Origin of the sequence: Citrobacter sp. Cpo065, from assembly GCF_030332805.1 — a bacterium.
Classification (GTDB): Bacteria; Pseudomonadota; Gammaproteobacteria; order Enterobacterales; family Enterobacteriaceae; genus Citrobacter; species Citrobacter portucalensis.
Genome location: NZ_JAOWHC010000034.1, coordinates 459,835 through 477,190, shown reverse-complemented (window position 1 = coordinate 477,190; position 17,356 = coordinate 459,835). Strand labels below are relative to the sequence as shown.

16 protein-coding genes and 1 pseudogene are annotated in these 17,356 nt (G+C 50.8%); 11 read left to right on the top strand and 6 right to left on the bottom strand.

Going from position 1 to position 17,356, the window contains the following annotated elements; all coding sequences use genetic code 11:
• Positions 1 to 127: 127 nt before the first annotated feature.
• Positions 128 to 700: a DUF3828 domain-containing protein gene (locus tag OGY68_RS18390; protein ID WP_325757796.1), complete on the bottom strand. Its 573-nt coding sequence runs from the start codon at positions 698 to 700 to the stop codon at positions 128 to 130.
• Positions 582 to 944: pseudogene (locus OGY68_RS18385) on the bottom strand (CHAP domain-containing protein). Before OGY68_RS18385 ends, OGY68_RS18390 begins: the two are co-directional and overlap by 119 nt.
• A gap of 724 nt (positions 945 to 1,668) precedes the next feature.
• On the opposite strand from OGY68_RS18385, the gene OGY68_RS18380 reads away from it, so the two are divergent.
• From OGY68_RS18380 to OGY68_RS18370, 3 genes are all read left to right on the top strand, one after another.
• Positions 1,669 to 1,944 carry a metal/formaldehyde-sensitive transcriptional repressor gene (locus OGY68_RS18380; RefSeq protein WP_003833178.1) on the top strand — a complete coding sequence of 92 codons (276 nt, stop codon included), beginning with the start codon at positions 1,669 to 1,671 and terminating at the stop codon, positions 1,942 to 1,944.
• A 32-nt stretch (positions 1,945 to 1,976) separates the two neighbouring features.
• Complete coding sequence (locus OGY68_RS18375; protein WP_057068163.1) at positions 1,977 to 3,095, top strand: S-(hydroxymethyl)glutathione dehydrogenase/class III alcohol dehydrogenase; 1,119 nt, start codon at positions 1,977 to 1,979, stop codon at positions 3,093 to 3,095.
• 169 nt (positions 3,096 to 3,264) lie between these two features.
• The gene (locus OGY68_RS18370; RefSeq protein WP_020996385.1) at positions 3,265 to 4,953 is read left to right on the top strand and encodes a methyl-accepting chemotaxis protein; all 1,689 of its coding nucleotides are present in this window, start codon (positions 3,265 to 3,267) and stop codon (positions 4,951 to 4,953) included.
• A gap of 40 nt (positions 4,954 to 4,993) precedes the next feature.
• On the opposite strand, the gene pcaQ is transcribed toward OGY68_RS18370, so the two are convergent.
• The gene (gene pcaQ / locus OGY68_RS18365) at positions 4,994 to 5,917 is read right to left on the bottom strand and encodes a pca operon transcription factor PcaQ (protein ID WP_003020288.1); all 924 of its coding nucleotides are present in this window, start codon (positions 5,915 to 5,917) and stop codon (positions 4,994 to 4,996) included.
• 231 nt (positions 5,918 to 6,148) lie between these two features.
• Here pcaQ and OGY68_RS18360 point away from each other — a divergent pair, with 231 nt between their 5' ends.
• The 4 genes from OGY68_RS18360 (at position 6,149) to OGY68_RS18345 (ending at position 10,756) form a co-directional block, all read left to right on the top strand.
• Positions 6,149 to 7,051, top strand: coding sequence for a manganese-dependent inorganic pyrophosphatase (locus OGY68_RS18360; RefSeq protein WP_057068165.1), 903 nt, complete (start codon positions 6,149 to 6,151; stop codon positions 7,049 to 7,051).
• 120 nt (positions 7,052 to 7,171) lie between these two features.
• The gene (hglS, locus tag OGY68_RS18355) at positions 7,172 to 8,515 is read left to right on the top strand and encodes a 2-oxoadipate dioxygenase/decarboxylase HglS (protein WP_003020282.1); all 1,344 of its coding nucleotides are present in this window, start codon (positions 7,172 to 7,174) and stop codon (positions 8,513 to 8,515) included.
• Between the two features lie 193 nt (positions 8,516 to 8,708).
• Positions 8,709 to 10,364 carry a glucan biosynthesis protein D gene (locus tag OGY68_RS18350; RefSeq protein WP_008784858.1) on the top strand — a complete coding sequence of 552 codons (1,656 nt, stop codon included), beginning with the start codon at positions 8,709 to 8,711 and terminating at the stop codon, positions 10,362 to 10,364.
• A gap of 167 nt (positions 10,365 to 10,531) precedes the next feature.
• The gene (locus OGY68_RS18345; RefSeq protein WP_003833168.1) at positions 10,532 to 10,756 is read left to right on the top strand and encodes an HP1242/YdcH family protein; all 225 of its coding nucleotides are present in this window, start codon (positions 10,532 to 10,534) and stop codon (positions 10,754 to 10,756) included.
• Positions 10,757 to 10,822: 66 nt separating this feature from the next.
• Here OGY68_RS18345 and alr read toward each other — a convergent pair whose 3' ends face one another.
• A complete protein-coding gene (gene alr / locus OGY68_RS18340; protein ID WP_003833167.1) occupies positions 10,823 to 12,049 on the bottom strand; it encodes an alanine racemase in 1,227 nt (408 codons plus the stop codon).
• 218 nt (positions 12,050 to 12,267) lie between these two features.
• On the opposite strand from alr, the gene rimL reads away from it, so the two are divergent.
• Positions 12,268 to 12,813, top strand: coding sequence for a 50S ribosomal protein L7/L12-serine acetyltransferase (gene rimL, locus OGY68_RS18335; protein ID WP_008784856.1), 546 nt, complete (start codon positions 12,268 to 12,270; stop codon positions 12,811 to 12,813).
• Here rimL and ydcK read toward each other — a convergent pair.
• Positions 12,805 to 13,785 carry a YdcK family protein gene (gene ydcK / locus OGY68_RS18330; RefSeq protein ID WP_057068169.1) on the bottom strand — a complete coding sequence of 327 codons (981 nt, stop codon included), beginning with the start codon at positions 13,783 to 13,785 and terminating at the stop codon, positions 12,805 to 12,807. The two genes, rimL and ydcK, sit on opposite strands and share 9 nt — an antisense overlap.
• A gap of 113 nt (positions 13,786 to 13,898) precedes the next feature.
• Here ydcK and tehA point away from each other — a divergent pair, with 113 nt between their 5' ends.
• The 3 genes from tehA to OGY68_RS18315 all read left to right on the top strand — a co-directional run bounded on the left by tehA (position 13,899) and on the right by OGY68_RS18315 (position 16,326).
• The gene (gene tehA / locus OGY68_RS18325) at positions 13,899 to 14,900 is read left to right on the top strand and encodes a dicarboxylate transporter/tellurite-resistance protein TehA (protein WP_008784854.1); all 1,002 of its coding nucleotides are present in this window, start codon (positions 13,899 to 13,901) and stop codon (positions 14,898 to 14,900) included.
• Positions 14,900 to 15,496 carry a tellurite resistance methyltransferase TehB gene (gene tehB, locus OGY68_RS18320; RefSeq protein WP_003833160.1) on the top strand — a complete coding sequence of 199 codons (597 nt, stop codon included), beginning with the start codon at positions 14,900 to 14,902 and terminating at the stop codon, positions 15,494 to 15,496. The genes tehA and tehB overlap by 1 nt, the downstream gene beginning before the upstream one ends.
• Positions 15,497 to 15,651: 155 nt before the next feature.
• Positions 15,652 to 16,326 (top strand): DUF3313 domain-containing protein, encoded by a 675-nt coding sequence (locus OGY68_RS18315; protein ID WP_048227575.1) that lies wholly within the window; start codon positions 15,652 to 15,654, stop codon positions 16,324 to 16,326.
• Between the two features lie 37 nt (positions 16,327 to 16,363).
• On the opposite strand, the gene OGY68_RS18310 is transcribed toward OGY68_RS18315, so the two are convergent.
• Positions 16,364 to 17,272 carry a DMT family transporter gene (locus OGY68_RS18310; RefSeq protein WP_032943534.1) on the bottom strand — a complete coding sequence of 303 codons (909 nt, stop codon included), beginning with the start codon at positions 17,270 to 17,272 and terminating at the stop codon, positions 16,364 to 16,366.
• Positions 17,273 to 17,356: the final 84 nt, after the last annotated feature.

Here is a 17,356-nt window from a genome sequence, read left to right as displayed (position 1 = left end):
GGGGTTGAAGGAAGTTATCTTCGGGGTATTAAAAAACGGTTTGGTATCGATTTGCGCAAGCTTATAGCGCAACGAAAAAATAATTAAGGGGAATGAAGCCCGTACGAATTAACGGGCTTTACATAGATTACTTTAGACTGATGTTCGGCAAGATATCCTGTCTGGCTACAGATTGAACTTTCCAGGCCCCGCCTTCCTGCACCATACAGTCGATAACGGTATGTGCTTTATTCGTTCCAAACGACACATAAACTTGCATACACACGGGATCATAATCTGACGACACAATCTTGATCTGCCGCCAGTCTTCACTATAATCTTGGGCTTTGATAAACATATCAGAGTCCGGTACGTCTTCGGTATTGGGGTCGGCCGCATTAGATTTTTTCAATGCGGCAATCGTGCTGGTAGTGACGTAAGGTTTAAGTCCAGCGTAATCCGTTAAAGGGTTTTTCTCTTTTAACAATTGTGCAATATACCAGTGATTAAATTTCAATGCTGCTGCCTCTGGGCCAGTAGGGGAAACAGTCGCGAACGCGGAAGTGCAGATTAGTAGGCTGGTAAATATTAATAATTTCATATCAATTGTGCCTGAATAATTGATAAGACGGTGCCGCAGATGCCCAATTATTGCCAGGGCACATGCTGTTTTGTTTATAATCTGAATACCAGGTGCCATCACCGCCGTAAATGCAAGCATGTCCCGCCGGATGGCCAGCGATCGGTTGTATTACAGCAACATCGCCTTTCATTGGGGCGCCATACACAGCTCGAAAGCCTGCTGCACGTAGGTTAAACGCCATATCTTATGCATAGTTTGTATTAATGAGTCTAGCGCCGCCAGCGCGTACGGCATTAGAAACAAAATGAGCGCATCTATGTTGACTGGCACTTCCTGCGCGATTTCGTGCGTAATTAACGGCAGCATCTTTATTCCAGCTCATAACGTTTCCTTGTATTAATAAAAAAACACAATAAAACATTACGCTTTAAATTTAATTGTTTTTGTAAATTATCATTAAGTGATGTTAATCATCATCAAGAATAAATATGAAGTTAATTAAGTCATAAAACATGGGATTATATATTTAGGTAATGAAAAAAGGGGGGGGGGCGGAGTCGAAGTGGTTAACGAAGGTCCGTCGTTAAATTAGCGAGCGTGAAATAAAAGGGGCGCAGCACAACCTTCGGATGAAAGAAATTTTTGTGTCTAATCGGGTGGTGAACAGATTGAGTATCGTATTGGTAATTTCGTACAGCCAGGGCGACAGCTTTACCTTATGGCAGATGTACTGAAGAGAATTTCAATATTTGGGAAATGATATTAGACACTAATCATCAACCAATTAGCTAAACCGTTACACATCAAAATCAGCCGGCCTTGGGCGGTTTTTTATTGCCAGTAATCAGCACCCAGCTCCATCGCAGCGTAGTGACTATTAGAAGGTGGTTGACCGCCGCCAGCGGGAAATGGCGACAGTCATTCATACCCACATAGCGCTGTGGATATAAACCGGGGTTCCGTTTGCCTGCGCAGGCGATAGTAAACGGGTGTCCGCATATATCCGATAACAGCTTAACCTAAGCTACTGATATTAAATAAATCATATATTTTACAGCCAAATAACAAATCTGATAGTATACCCCCCTATAGTATCTGGAGAGCGTATGCCGCATTCACCTGAAGACAAGAAACGCATTCTCACCCGTGTACGCCGTATTCGCGGTCAAGTTGATGCGCTTGAGCGTGCACTGGAATCTGGCGAACCGTGTCTGGCAATCCTGCAGCAAATTGCCGCTGTGCGCGGCGCATCCAATGGCCTGATGGGCGAAATGGTTGAGATCCATCTGAAAGACGAGCTGGTCAGTGGGGAAACTACGCCAGACCAGCGTGCCGTGCGCATGGCTGAAATCGGCCATCTTCTGCGTGCTTATCTAAAATAACATCATCACCTCGCAATAATGGGAAGAGACAAATGAAATCACGTGCAGCAGTTGCATTCGGCCCCGGCCAACCGTTAAAAATTGTCGAAATCGACGTCGCACCGCCAAAGAAAGGTGAAGTGCTGGTTAAAATTACCCATACCGGCGTGTGCCACACCGACGCCTTTACGCTCTCTGGCGACGATCCGGAAGGCGTATTCCCGGCGGTACTTGGGCACGAAGGTGGCGGCATTGTGGTTGAAATCGGCGAAGGCGTCACTAGTCTGAAACCGGGTGACCATGTGATCCCGCTGTACACCGCAGAGTGCGGCGAGTGTAAGTTCTGTAAATCGGGTAAAACCAACCTGTGCCAGGCCGTACGTGCGACCCAGGGCAAAGGTTTGATGCCGGATGGCACAACGCGCTTCTCGTATAACGGTGAGCCGATTTATCACTATATGGGCACCAGCACCTTCAGCGAATACACCGTTTGCGCGGAGATCTCTCTGGCGAAGGTTAACCCGCAGGCCCCGCTGGACAAAGTGTGTCTGCTGGGTTGTGGCGTGACCACCGGTATCGGAGCAGTCCATAACACCGCAAAAGTGAAAGAAGGCGACACCGTCGCCGTATTTGGTCTGGGCGGTATTGGTCTGGCGGTAATTCAGGGCGCGGTGCAGGCGAAAGCCGGGCGTATTCTGGCCGTTGATACCAATCCGGAAAAATTTAAGCTGGCAGGTGAAATGGGCGCGACTGATTTCATCAACCCGAAGGATTACGACAAACCGATTCAGGATGTGATCGTTGAACTGACCGACGGCGGCGTGGATTTTAGCTTTGAATGTATCGGCAACGTTAACGTGATGCGCGCGGCACTGGAATGTTGCCATAAAGGATGGGGCGAAAGCATCATCATTGGCGTGGCAGGAGCAGGGCAAGAGATCAAAACGCGTCCGTTCCAGCTGGTTACCGGGCGCGTCTGGCGCGGTTCCGCGTTTGGCGGCGTGAAAGGGCGTACTCAACTTCCTGGCATGGTTGAAGAAGCAATGAGTGGGAAAATTCAGTTGGATCCCTTTATTACCCACCGTTTACCGCTGGGGCAGATTAACGAAGCGTTCGATTTAATGCATCAGGGTAAGTCCATCCGTACCGTTATCCACTTTGGCGATAACTGATTCATTGGCCAGCGGATTTAACCGCTGGCACTTTCCTGAATTTTTTAGAATTATGTTGTGAAAGTGTGACGAATCCGGCGCTTTTCACGGTAAGTAAACTTCCCGGATTGCCGATGACTATCTAACGGGCGTGTTTTCACGCATAAACCCTACAAGAGAGTCGACGGTCATGGACAACACTACATCGATGCAAGCCCAGCATAAACTGGGCTTTCTGCATCAAATCCGGCTGGTTCCGCTGTTTTCCTCCATTCTCGGTGGCATCCTTCTGCTGTTCGCCTTAAGTTCCGGACTGGCAAGCTATTTTCTTATGCAGGCCGATCGCGATCAGCGCGACGTGACCGATGAGATTCAGGTCAGGATGGGGTTATCTAACAGCTCTAACCACTTACGCACCGCGCGTATCAATATGATCCACGCCGGCGCGGCGAGCCGTATTGCCGAAATGGATGACATGAAGGCCAATATTGCCGAGGCAGAAAAACGCATCAAGCAGTCGCAGGACGGTTTTAACGCTTATATGTCGCGTGCGGTAAAAACGTCTGCTGATGAAGCGCTAGATGCTGAACTGAGCGCCAGCTTCAAAGCCTATACCGACGGTTTACAGCCCATGCTGAAGTACGCTAAAAACGGCATGTTTGAAGCGATCATCAACCATGAAAATGAACAGGCCCGACCGCTGGACTCTGCTTACAATAAGGTATTGTTAAAAGCGATCGACATTCGTACCGCAAGGGCGAACCAGTTAAGCGAACAGGCGCATCAGCGTACACAACTCGGCATGGCTTTTATGCTGGGTGCATTCGTTCTTGCGCTGGTGCTAACCGTGATGACGTTCATTGTTCTGCGTCGTACCGTCATTCACCCTCTGCTACGCGCGGCCCAGCGTATTGAGCGAATTTCATCAGGCGATCTGACGATGCACGATGAACCGACCGGGCGTAGCGAAATTGGCCGTCTGAGCCGTCACCTACAGACAATGCAACGATCGTTGGGGAAAACGGTGGGCACGGTACGTCAGGGCGCGGAAGAAATCTACCGCGGTACCAGCGAGATTTCGGCGGGTAATACCGATCTGTCTTCACGTACTGAACAACAGGCCGCAGCGATTGAACAAACGGCAGCCAGCATGGAAGAGCTGACCGCCACGGTGAAGCAAAACGCCGACAATGCGCATCACGCAAGCAAACTGGCGGAAGATGCGTCCGGTAAGGCCAGTCGGGGCGGTCAGATGGTTTCTGGCGTGGTGAAAACCATGGGTAATATCTCAACGAGTTCGAAGAAAATCTCCGAAATCACAGCCGTGATTAATAGCATTGCTTTCCAGACCAATATCCTGGCACTGAACGCTGCGGTTGAGGCGGCGCGGGCAGGAGAGCAGGGGCGTGGATTTGCCGTGGTCGCCAGTGAAGTCCGTACGTTGGCAAGCCGCAGCGCTCAGGCGGCAAAAGAGATTGAAGGATTGATCAGCGAATCGGTCCGACTGATTGACCAGGGCTCCGGAGAAGTCGTCGCGGCGGGCAATACGATGACGGATATTGTCGATGCGGTAAAACGCGTCACCGATATCATGCTGGAAATCGCGGCGGCCTCTGATGAGCAGAGCCGGGGTATCGTACAGGTGAGCCAGGCGATATCAGAAATGGATAAGGTGACGCAGCAAAATGCCTCGCTGGTTGAAGAAGCATCGGCTGCGGCGGCCTCTCTCGAAGAGCAGGCGGCGCGCTTAACGGAAGCCGTAGGTACATTTCGCTTAACGGGAACGAGTGCAATTAAACGCCCTCCCGTAACCACTACGCCTGACCATTCGCGTCCGCAGACGGCAACGGCCAGTGGCGATAACTGGGAAACGTTTTAACAATAAATTAAGGGACCTGATGGTCCCTTAATTTTTGGTATCAAAACGGTACGGTTTTGCGTATTGCGGCGATGAGGATCTGCGCGGCCTGAGAGAGTTGCACATCGACACGGGTAAGAATACCGATGGGTTCACCCGCACCATGGGTAGGTATCGGCAACGACACCAGCGTCGCCTGGCGTAAATCCTCTCTAACCGCGCCTGAAGGGACAAACCACACATAGTCGTAATCAACCGTCAGCTGGCGGGAAAGCGATGCTGACAGCGTTTCAATGCAGCCTGGCGGCATTTTACAACCCTGACTTTGCAACAATGCTTCTGCGTGCTGGCGAGGCGCGGTTCCTTTTGGCGAAACCACCACCGGCCACTCCATTACCCGACTTAACGTGATGGTTTCCTGCAACAGCGGATGGTTAGGGCGCACGACCAGTTTAAGTGATTCCAGAAACAACAATTCATAGTTCAGACCGACCATTAATTCCGGATCGGCCATGCGACCAATGCCAAGATCGATTTCCCCGGATTTTAAACCTGCCAGAATCATCGGATTGCTCATGGTGGCGACCTGTAGCGTGGTCTCCATTTGCTGCTTGTGGAAAGGACCAATTACCGCAGGCAGAATGCCCAGTGCCGCGGTGGGTAAGGCCCCGATCCGTACGACGTCAGTCTGCGACTCTTCGCGCTGATTTAACGCTTGTCCGGCGGTGTTGAGCGCATCCAGCACTCTTACCGCGTGGGTAAGAAACTGTTCTCCGGGCAGCGTTAACTGCGCGCCAAGGCGGCCACGCTCAAAGAGACGGGTACCGGTCAGTTGCTCCAGTTCATTTAGCGTTTTGGAGAGAGCCGGTTGGCTCAGGTTAAGGGTCTCAGCCGCGCGCCCCAACGTTCCCTGCTGTGCAACGGCGACAAAAGTATGAAGGTGGCGCAAGCGAATGCGCTGATTGAACAGAACATTTTTTTCCATAAGCGATGTTAAAAACAGAGCCGTATCGGTGACAAGTAAAGTTGTTTGTTTTTGATAACCTGATAGCAAAATATTATTAACATTTATCATGTTTTACTTACAACTGATTTATTTTGCTTATGTTTTGTACAGCATTGCTGGGTGGTGGGATCATGGAAGGGAGTGTGGCCAGTCGTTATACTTTGGTGATTGTTTACTTTTGAACGATTTCTCTTCACAAGGCACTGATGAATGATACATGTAATAGGGCACCTTAATCCCGATAGCGATGCCATCTGCACCGCCGCAATGACGGCGCGTTGGCTTAGTTTACGTGGCCAGCAGGCGACGGCATGGCGTTTGGGCGAGCCTAACCGCGAAACGCAGTTTATCTTTGAGCATGCGGGGCTGATGATGCCTGAACGGTTGACGTTTGAACTGACCGATCGTGATGTCTGGCTGGTCGATTTCACCGAGCCGGCCCAGGGACCGGAATCGTTAACAGAAAGTAACGTGGTGGGAATTATCGATCATCACCGACTTGGTGGGTTAGTCACCCGTCTGCCACCGGAAGTGTGGGTGAAGCCCGTCGGCAGTAGCGCAACCCTGCTGTGGCAACTGATGACGGAGGATCAACGCAACCAGTTATCTTCCGCTGAGGCTGTTTTACTGCTCGGCGCCGTATTGAGTGACACTGTCACGCTTCGTTCACCAACGACCACCTCTGACGATCGCCTGGCGGTTGATGCGCTGGCTCAAAAAACCGGAGTGGATCTTGACGCTTTCAGTCGCGACCTGCTGTCAGCTAAAACAAGTGTGGAAGGGATGAGCGCCCGGGAACTTTTGCAGAAAGACATTAAAACCTTCACCATCCATGGACATTCAGTCTGTGTAGCGCAGCTCGAACTCTATGCGCTGCAACAGGTGGATGCGGTGCTGGACGATCTCCGTCAGGAAATGGCGCGCTATGCAGAAGAAAAGAACGCTGCGTTAGTCGTGCTGATGCTCACTGACATCAATCTGGGTGACACCAGCCTATGGTTTGCTGGATCAGAACTTTCAGACATCCCGCAGCCTTGCAAGGTCGAAGGCATGCTTAGCCGTAAAAAACAGATGCTGCCCTGGCTGGAAAGTCATTTGAAACCACGCCAGTAGGTACTGTTCATCTTTTGTATGGGTGGGAAGTTTACGCGGGGTCACACTTTGTAAATTCTTCCCACCGGAGTCAGCGGCGTTTTCTACACTCCAGGTAATATTCACTGGAGGCATGACATTATGGCGAACACCATCACGGCAGATGAGATTCGGGAACAATTTTCGCAGGCAATGTCAGCAATGTACCAGCAGGAAGTCCCGCAGTACGGCACGTTGCTGGAACTTGTCGCTGATGTGAATCTGGCGGTACTGGAAAATAATCCGACGCTGCATGAAAAACTGGCGAATGCGGATGAACTGGCCCGGCTAAACGTTGAGCGTCATGGTGCCATTCGAGTGGGTACCGCGCAGGAGCTTTCTACGCTGCGCCGGATGTTTGCCGTTATGGGCATGTATCCGGTGAGTTATTACGATCTCTCCCAGGCGGGCGTCCCCGTACATTCTACAGCCTTTCGTCCCATCGACGATGCCTCGCTATCGCGCAACCCGTTTCGGGTATTCACCTCGTTATTACGGCTCGAACTAATCGAAAACGCCGCGCTGCGGCAAAAAGCCGCTGAGATCCTCGCGAAACGCGATATTTTCACTCGCCGTTGCCACGAACTACTGGATGAATTTGATGCGCAGGGCAGTTTTACATCTGAACAGGCGCAAGAATTTGTGCATGAAGCGCTGGAAACATTCCGCTGGCATCAGCACGCCACGGTCGATGAAGAGACCTATCACGCATTACATAACGAACACCGGCTGATTGCTGATGTAGTGTGCTTCCCCGGTTGTCATATCAACCATCTGACACCGCGAACGCTGGATATTGACCGGGTGCAGTCGATGATGCCGGAATGCGGCATTGAGCCCAAAATACTGATTGAAGGGCCGCCGCGCCGCGAGGTGCCGATTTTATTACGTCAGACCAGTTTCAAAGCGCTGGAAGAGCCGGTGTTGTTTGCCGGTGAAATGCGTGGCACTCACACGGCGCGTTTTGGTGAAATCGAACAGCGCGGCGTGGCCCTGACACCGAAAGGCAGAGCGTTGTACGACGAATTGCTGAATAAAGCGGGAACGGGGAAAGACAATCTGACGCACCAGCTACATCTTCAGGAGGTGTTTAAAGCCTTCCCGGACAGCGAATTCCTGCTGCGCCAGCAGGGGCTAGCCTGGTTCCGCTATCGTCTGACGCCATCGGGTGAAGCGCATCGGCAGGCGATTCGCCCGGATGACGATCCGCAGCCGCTTATTGAACGGGGCTGGCTGGTTGCGCAACCCATCACCTACGAAGATTTTTTACCGGTGAGCGCCGCAGGAATTTTCCAGTCCAATTTGGGTAATGAAACACAGGCTCGCAGCCACGGAAATTCCAGCCGCGACGCGTTTGAACAGGCGCTGGGTTGCGCGGTTTATGATGAGTTTGCGCTGTATCAGGAGGCTCAAGAACGAAGTAAACGTCGGTGTGGTTTACTTTAACGGAATTTACATGGGATTCGGTCTGTTCCCATCGACATAAAATATTTTCGATTTTGTACAGATAATCGGCGACCAACAATTGGATTATTAATGAATTTTGTCTAGAGTGAGCGGTCAGAAATGTGCACTCTCTTGCCGCTGATTTTGACCGGCGCGGGACCGTTTACACGACCAGAAGGACTCACTTTCAGGCATGAATCGCAGACGATTTATTAAAGGTTCAATGGCAATGGCCGCCGTGTGCGGAACCAGTGGTATTGCATCACTCTTTTCCCGCGCCGCCTTTGCGGCAGAGTCTGACATTGCAGACGGAAAAACCGTACGTTTTGATTTTTCCGTTCTGCAATCGATGGCCCATGACTTAGCACAGAAACCCTGGGGCGGTGCACCACGCGCGTTACCGGACACGCTGGCGAAACTGACGCCGCAGGCCTACAACAGCATTCAATATGATGCAGAGCAGTCTCTGTGGAACAATGTTGAAAATCGTCAGCTTGATGCGCAGTTCTTCCACGTGGGAATGGGCTTCCGTCGTCGTGTACGCATGTTCTCGGTTGATGGTAGTACGCATATGGCGCGTGAAATTCACTTCCGTCCGGAACTGTTTAAATACAACGACGCGGGTGTGGATACCAAACAATTGGAAGGGCAGACTGACCTCGGATTCGCTGGATTCCGCGTGTTTAAAGCGCCAGAACTGGCCCGGCGCGATGTCGTTTCTTTCCTGGGCGCCAGCTATTTCCGCGCCGTGGATGACACCTATCAGTACGGTTTATCGGCCCGTGGTCTGGCGATAGATACCTACACCGACAGTAAAGAAGAATTTCCTGATTTCACCTCTTTCTGGTTCGAAACGGTTAAACCGGGCGCAACCTCCTTTACCGTGTATGCGCTTCTCGACAGCCCAAGCGTAACCGGCGCATTCAAGTTCGTGATCCACTGCGAGAAAACGCAGGTGATTATGGATGTACAAAACCACATCTATGCGCGCAAAGACATCAAGCAGCTCGGCATTGCGCCGATGACCAGCATGTTCAGCTGCGGCAACAACGAGCGTCGGATGTGCGACACTATTCACCCGCAAATCCATGACTCCGATCGTCTGGCGATGTGGCGGGGCAATGGCGAGTGGATCTGCCGTCCGCTGAATAACCCGCAAAAGCTGCAGTTCAACGCCTATACCGATAACAACCCGAAAGGGTTTGGCTTGCTGCAACTCGATCGCGACTTCTCCCATTATCAGGACATCATGGGCTGGTATAACAAGCGCCCAAGCCTGTGGGTCGAACCGCGCAACCAGTGGGGCAAGGGGACCATCGGTCTGATGGAGATCCCGACGACCGGCGAAACGCTGGATAACGTTGTCTGCTTCTGGCAGCCGGACAAGAAGATCAAAGCCGGCGATGAGCTGGAATTCAAATATCGCCTGTACTGGAGCGCTCAGCCGCCGGTGCGTTCACCGCTGGCTCGCGTGATGGCGACCCGGACAGGCATGGGCGGTTTCCCGGAAGGATGGGCACCGGGCGAGCATTACCCGGAAAAATGGGCGCGTCGTTTTGCCGTTGACTTCGTTGGTGGCGATCTAAAAGCGGCTGCGCCGAAAGGCATTGAACCGGTGATTACGCTCTCCAGCGGTGAAGCGAAACAGATTGAGATCCTCTACGTGGAGCCTATCGACGGTTATCGCATTCAGTTTGACTGGTATCCAACCTCTGACTCGACCGATCCGGTAGATATGCGTATGTTCCTGCGTTGTCAGGGTGACGCCATCAGCGAAACCTGGCTGTATCAGTACTTCCCGCCAGCGCCGGATAAACGTCAGTACGTTGACGACCGCGAGATGCGTTAATCACGCCCTTTACGGCTCTCCTGATGGGGAGCCGTATCTGCATTCATCCTCATAACGACTCTGTACACTATTTACTCGATCCTGTTCGCATTTTTCTGTATGGCAAATGGGTACTCTGTGGGTGTGTATTTCTTATACACGTTCTTGTCCACTAACAGGGAGAAAGTATGTTTCCAGAATACAGAGACCTTATTTCCCGACTGAAATCCGAGAACCCTCGCTTTCTGTCCTTATTCGAAAAACACAACAGCCTTGATCATGAGATCTCCAGACTGGAAGGTTCGGATGGTCGGGGGTATAGTTTGGACATTGTTCGTCTTAAGAAACAGAAACTCCACCTGAAGGAAGATCTGCTCAAAATATTGCAAAAAGAGAGTGTCAGTGAGAGCTAAGTAGAACGGCGCTTGCTGTGTAAAAGGGCTTCCTGCGAGAAACGGAAGCCCTTCCTGTTTTAGGTGTTAATCGACCATCACGCGTTTGTTCGTCGCCCCCCAGAGGATCGACATTTCAGTGAACAACGCGCCGCTAATTTCTTCGACTTCTTCTGCACTAACCTGCGCATTTCCCTGTTTACCGAACAGCACCACTTCATCACCGGATGCAACCTGCGGCAAATCGGTTACATCGACGATCACGGTATTCATGGATGTTTTACCCAGTACCGGAACCCGCTGGCCGCGGATCAGCACGTGCCCCGCATTACTGAACACACGGCGATAACCATCGGCATAACCTGTCGGGATATTGGCCAGAACGGAATCACGTTTAAGGGTATAGGTTCTGTCATACCCGACGGTGTTTCCTTTGGGGTAATGGTTTACCGACGCGATGGCAGATTTAAACGTCATGACGCGTTTGTATTCGGTGCTGGCGATGGTATCGCCATAGAAAATACCGCCAACACGCACCATGTCGAGCCAGGATTCTGGAACGGTCAGGGTAGCGAACGTATTCGCGACATGCAGGGTGACATCTTCGCGCTTAAGACCGGTAATTTTCAGTACCTGGGCTGATTGCGTATTGAAACGGGCCAGATCGCGTTTTACCACTGCCGCATCTTCTTCCGGGAAATGCGACATGATGCCGACAATTTTCAGGCCGGGTAATGCGGAAATAGCGCGTGCTTCTTCCAGACCTGCAGCGGTACTGACTTCCAGACCGTTACGCGACATACCGCCAGAGTTCAGCGCCAGATGGATACGAATAGTTTTACCTTTCTCCTGAGCGATTGCACTTAAACGCTTAGCCATATCCAGATTACCGATAAGCTCTTCGGTATCGAAATCCGCCGCCTGGCGCATCTCTTTTTCCGTCGCGTTACGCACGCGCATGAGCTGCGATGTATAGCCTGACTGGCGAACGGTACTAATCTCCTCGTTGCTGGCGATGCCAATACATTGCACGCCGTTTTGCATCATCACCGGTGTTACCAGTGAGAGATCGTGCCCATACGCGTCGCCTTTAAGAATGGCGCACATCCGGGTTTTATCTCCCAGCAGTTGCTGAACTTTATGAATGTTATATTCCAGCGCGCTACGGGAAATTTCCAGCGTGGTATTATCCACGACCTGTTGCTTATTGACGGCAAAGGGAACGGGGCCCGCTTGCGTGGTGGAAACAGGTTGGTGACAGGCGGTAATCAGTAAAAGCGGAATAAGTGCTAAACGACCCAAAGGTGCTGCCATGCTTGCTCCTTAGCAATAGAATGAAAGTGTTATTGTCATCATTACGGTCTATCCATGAGGGGATACCCGGATCACCAGAGTAACGGGTTCCACGCCAGAGATTCTTTCTAAGTGATTGCTGTTACAGCATAAAAATAAGACATCCTCGGTGCTAAACAGAGTAATATCGGCTACTGCCAGTCAGAAATGCCCCGTTTACGATCGCAAAGGAGATAAACATGTCAGAAATAATTATCGTTAGTGACGCGCTGGAACTGCGGGCGGTAGAAGAACAACACGTCACCCCTCTGCATCAGTTGGTGCTCAAGAATAAAATCTGGCTCCAGCAGTCACTGAACTGGCCGCAGTTTGTCGAATCTGAGGACGACACGCGTAAGAACGTGCAGGGGAATATGATGTTGCACCAGCGCGGCTACGCCAAAATGTTCCTTATTTTCGAACAAGGGGAGGTGGCTGGCGTTATCTCGTTTAACCAGATAGAGCCGCTGAACAAAGCCGCTTATATTGGTTATTGGCTGGATGAAGAGCACCAGGGCAAAGGCATTCTGTCTCAGGCGCTACAGGCAATGATTCATCATTATGCGCAGCGCCAGGAGATTCGCCGCTTCGTGATTAAATGTCGTGTAGATAACGTTGAGAGCAACCAGGTGGCGCTGCGCAATGGCTTCCGACTGGAAGGATGTATGCAACAGGCGGAGTTCCTTAATGACGATTACCATGACGTGAATCTCTACGCCCGCATCATTGATGGCTCTTCAGAATAAACCGGCGATAGGGGTGCGCGTGATACGTTGTTCGCCGTTGATCACTTTTGGCCCGCGCAGATGGATTGCATCGCCATCAAAGGCTTCAACTTGGGCCTGATCGGTTATCTCAATATGATGCTCGATCAGCACTTCACCCAGAATACAGGCATAGCCTTCAATCAGGATGTGACCGTCAAGCTGGAGCGGTCCGCCACGTAATTGCGCATGCCCCCCAACCAGCACGTGGTGTTTCAGCACGCAGTTACCTTCGACCACCGCGTGTCCCGCCACCTGCGAGCTGTAGCGCAGGGTAGGAATGGCGTCTTCATCCGTTCCGGCGATGACGCGTGCATGCCCATAGACTTTGGCGCAATCGCAGATCCAGACATTATTCTCTTCGTTGCCTTCTATCCGTGCAAAATCAAAAACTTCAGCCCGATGTTCTATAAAGGCATAATTGATCATCGCATCGCCATAGATTTGCGCCTGATGCACCACGCGTGAATTGCTGACTGCCGCCCGCTCGTAAATTTGCAGGAGCTGGTCGCTTTCACGGGTTAACCCCCTGGCTGCAATGATTTCAGAGTCACACACAATGCGTGCATCACCGCAGATGAGGCACTCACCGCGAACAACAGAATCCTGAATAGTGACGTTGTCACGTATTTGCGCGTTATGGCTGATTTCTGCTCGGTCAATCCAGACGGCATCACCAATCTGCGCACCGTCTCTAACCACGCTTGCCTGTGTAATACGGGCGTCTCCGGTTATCGTCGCGCCGGAAAAAGCGAGCGCATTCTCATCGTATATCCAGCAATTACCGCTTTGCGACAGAACGCTTTCATCATCAATCCAGCCACCGAGCGTACCGGATCTAACATCATTAAAATCAATGAGTGCGATGATTTGGCGTAGTAATACACTTTTTTTATTGCCATTATCCTGGTAACTAAAGGAGCGAGATTCATCGCTTAGACGGTATTTGGTCATAGCTCATTTCCATGTTGCGCACCTTAGTTAAACGTAGCAAAGTTTTCTGTACTGGCTAAACCGGCAGATATTCCATAAAATGCATTTCAAATATACTTTAAAAAATAAACAAAATGAGTAAGAACAAACAGAGTGAACGGGTCCTCAATCTTCCGGCCGGTTATTTTGGCATGGTACTGGGTACAATTGGGATGGGATTTGCGTGGCGTTACGCCAGCCAGGTGTGGCCGGTGAGCCACTGGATTGGTGATGGCTTAGTCATCCTTGCAATGGTCATCTGGGGATTGCTGACGCTGGCCTTTCTGAGCCGTTTACTGCGTTTTCCGCATAGCGTACTGGCGGAAATTCGTCATCCGGTGATGAGTAGCTTTGTCAGTCTGTTTCCGGCCACCACGATGCTGGTCGCGATTGGATTTGTTCCGTGGTATCGACCGCTGGCGATTGGGTTATTCAGTATTGGCGTGGTCATACAGCTGGCATACGCAGCCTGGCAAACGGCAGGGCTGTGGCGTGGGGAGCATCCGGAAGAGGCCACCACGCCGGGTCTGTATCTGCCAACCGTTGCCAATAACTTTATCAGTGCCATGGCCTGTGGTGCACTTGGGTTCAACGATGCCGGATTGGTGTTTTTGGGCGCCGGGGTATTTTCATGGCTCAGCCTGGAGCCAGTGATTCTGCAACGTTTACGAAGCTGCGGCGAGCTGCCGACGGTTTTACGGACTTCACTTGGTATTCAGTTGGCACCCGCGCTGGTCGCCTGTAGCGCCTGGCTTAGCGTCAACGGTGGCGAGGGGGATACGTTAGCCAAAATGTTGTTCGGCTATGGTTTGCTGCAACTTCTGTTCATGCTACGCCTTATGCCGTGGTATTTGTCACAGCCATTTAATGCGTCATTCTGGAGCTTCTCGTTTGGCGTGTCTGCGTTGGCGACAACGGGATTGCATCTTGGGCACGGCAGTGAATCAGGATTTTTTCATACTCTGTCTATCCCACTGTTTATTTTTACCAATTTTATCATTGCATTATTACTGATACGTACGTTTGCATTGCTGATGCAGGGGAAACTGCTCATCCGCACGGAGCGTGCTGCATTACTGAAATCTGAGGATAAATAATGACCCTTTGCGACGAAAACTACTTTACTGAAAAATATGATTTAACCCGTACGCATTCCGATGTCGTTGAAGCGGCAAAAGTGGTTGCACCAGGTAAAACGTTAGATCTGGGCTGCGGTAACGGCCGAAACAGCCTGTACCTGGCGGCAAACGGCTATGACGTTACTGCATGGGATAAAAACCCCATGAGCATCGCTAACCTTGAGCGCATCAAAGCGGCTGAGGGGCTGACCAACCTGAACGCGAAGGTCGCTGACCTTAATGCGTTACGTTTTGAGGGGGAATACGATTTTATTCTATCTACCGTTGTGTTGATGTTCCTTGAAGCCAAAACAATCCCTGGCCTTATTGAGAATATGCAACGTTGTACTAAACCGGGTGGATACAACTTAATCGTCGCGGCGATGGATACTGATGATTTTCCGTGCACAGTTGGTTTTCCGTTCGCGTTTAAAACCGGAGAATTACGTAACTATTACAGTGGGTGGGATCTGCTGAAATATAACGAAGACGTAGGTGAACTTCATCGTACAGATGAAAACGGTAATCGAATTAAACTGCGCTTTGCCACCATGCTGGCACGCAAAACTTCCTGAACCTCCCGTTTGGGTTAACTCTTTCTGCGTTCAGCATTTTTTGTGCTGAGCGCAGAGATAAAATTGTGCGGTGCTTACCATTTTTAGTACATCCAAAATGAAACTGTTTTGCTATCCTTTTTAGGCATCATTGCGAAAACTAAAGGGATCGTTTCATGCGTACTCAAACTTTATTTAAAGTTGCAGCGCTTACTGGCTTGTTGGCATTATCCGGCTGTGCGTCAAAAGTGACCGAGCCGGATAAATATTCTGGGTTTTTAAAAAATTACTCTGATCTGAAGGAAACAAAATCAGCCTCGGGACAAACGGTACTCCGTTGGGTTGACCCGAGCTACAACGAATCCAAATATGACAACATCGTGTATAACCCGGTAACGTATTATCCGGTTCCGAAACCTACTACGCAGGTAGGGCAGCAGGTTCTTGATCAATTACTGACCTATACCAATACACAGTTGAAATCCGCCATCAGCAAGCGTAAGCCTCTGGTTACGACCCCTGGACCGCGTAGCCTGATTTTCCGCGGGGCGATTACCGGTGTAGCGACCAGCAAAGAAGGACTGCAGTTCTATGAAGTGGTCCCGGTTGCACTGCTGGTTGCGGGAACGCAAATGGCGACGGGTCACCGTACCATGGATACCAACCTCTATTTCGAGGGTGAGTTGATTGATGCAGCGACCAATAAACCGGTGATTAAAGTTGTACGTAAGGGTGAAGGTAAAGACCTGAACAACGAAAGCACGCCGATGGCGTTCGAAACGTTGAAGAAAGTTGTTGATGACATGGCGACCGATGCCTCCATGTTTGATGTGAACCAAAAACCACAATAAAAATGATGAACGCACCATCTCAGGATGGTGCGTTATTTTATGCCACACGACGACGATAGAGTAGTTTACCCATCAGCGCTTCCGGTCGGGCAAACATCACCAGATTTCCCAGTAAGATCAACACCAATCCGGCAATTGCATTTACTTGCCAGATGTATCCTTCATACAATGTTGACAGCGTCAGCGCCACCAGCGGGAACAGCAGCGTGCTGTATGCCGCCTTACTGGGACCAATGCGACCTACCAGCGTGAAATAAGCGCCAAAGGCAATCACTGAGCCGAAAATAGCAAGATATAACAGCGCGCTAAGATAGCTGAATGTCCACTGTGGCGTGAAGTTGTCGCCGCGCACCAGAGCAATGGCCGCGATCAGCAATGTGCCGTACAGCATGGCCCAACTGTTGGTGGTCAGTACTTCCAACCCTTTTTTCTGGTGACGCAGACTGATCATATTACCCAGTGAGAAGCCGAAGGTTCCCAGAGCGCTCAAACCGATGCCCAGTAACAGTGAATGATTAAACCCGCTGTTGAGCAAATCCTGCCAGAACAGAGTCACGATGCCCGTCAGTCCCAGACCCGCTGCAATATAGAAGCGCAGCGGTGGTTTTTGACCAAAAAAGATGAAGCTATTGACTGCATTGAACAGGACGGCCATTGAGAAAATCACCGACTCCAGGCCGGTATTAATCCACGCCGCAGCCGTATAAAAACACCAGAAGTTAAAGCAAAAAACGCATCCGCCCTGTAACAGACAAAACAGATGATCGCGACCAGACAGTTTGCGTAATTTACCGCTTAGCAACAGGATCACTATCATCACCGAGCTGGCAACGGCGAAGCGCCAAAAGATAGAAACCGGTGCAGAAACCGGACCTTGCTGCAAATAAATCGCAATCCATGTCGTTCCCCAAATAACCACCACCAGGCAGTACAACAGTGCGTTCATACGACTCTCTCTTTATTCATTCAGACTTACACTGTGTCACGACGGAATGCAGGAGACTTTCATCGACTTGCGGTGGACTTGCAA

Bases quoted from the DNA above. Each gene is read 5' to 3' on its own strand.
- alr (WP_003833167.1), bottom strand. From the start codon at position 12,049: ATGGCAGCACCTTTGGGTCGTTTAGCACTTATTCCGCTTTTACTGATT.
- tehB (WP_003833160.1), top strand. From the start codon at position 14,900: ATGACCCTTTGCGACGAAAACTACTTTACTGAAAAATATGATTTAACC.
- OGY68_RS18375 (WP_057068163.1), top strand. From the start codon at position 1,977: ATGAAATCACGTGCAGCAGTTGCATTCGGCCCCGGCCAACCGTTAAAA.
- OGY68_RS18345 (WP_003833168.1), top strand. From the start codon at position 10,532: ATGTTTCCAGAATACAGAGACCTTATTTCCCGACTGAAATCCGAGAAC.
- OGY68_RS18380 (WP_003833178.1), top strand. From the start codon at position 1,669: ATGCCGCATTCACCTGAAGACAAGAAACGCATTCTCACCCGTGTACGC.
- OGY68_RS18360 (WP_057068165.1), top strand. From the start codon at position 6,149: ATGATACATGTAATAGGGCACCTTAATCCCGATAGCGATGCCATCTGC.
- hglS (WP_003020282.1), top strand. From the start codon at position 7,172: ATGGCGAACACCATCACGGCAGATGAGATTCGGGAACAATTTTCGCAG.
- OGY68_RS18350 (WP_008784858.1), top strand. From the start codon at position 8,709: ATGAATCGCAGACGATTTATTAAAGGTTCAATGGCAATGGCCGCCGTG.
- OGY68_RS18370 (WP_020996385.1), top strand. From the start codon at position 3,265: ATGGACAACACTACATCGATGCAAGCCCAGCATAAACTGGGCTTTCTG.
- rimL (WP_008784856.1), top strand. From the start codon at position 12,268: ATGTCAGAAATAATTATCGTTAGTGACGCGCTGGAACTGCGGGCGGTA.
- OGY68_RS18310 (WP_032943534.1), bottom strand. From the start codon at position 17,272: ATGAACGCACTGTTGTACTGCCTGGTGGTGGTTATTTGGGGAACGACA.
- ydcK (WP_057068169.1), bottom strand. From the start codon at position 13,785: ATGACCAAATACCGTCTAAGCGATGAATCTCGCTCCTTTAGTTACCAG.
- pcaQ (WP_003020288.1), bottom strand. From the start codon at position 5,917: ATGGAAAAAAATGTTCTGTTCAATCAGCGCATTCGCTTGCGCCACCTT.
- OGY68_RS18390 (WP_325757796.1), bottom strand. From the start codon at position 700: ATGCTTGCATTTACGGCGGTGATGGCACCTGGTATTCAGATTATAAAC.
- tehA (WP_008784854.1), top strand. From the start codon at position 13,899: ATGAGTAAGAACAAACAGAGTGAACGGGTCCTCAATCTTCCGGCCGGT.
- OGY68_RS18315 (WP_048227575.1), top strand. From the start codon at position 15,652: ATGCGTACTCAAACTTTATTTAAAGTTGCAGCGCTTACTGGCTTGTTG.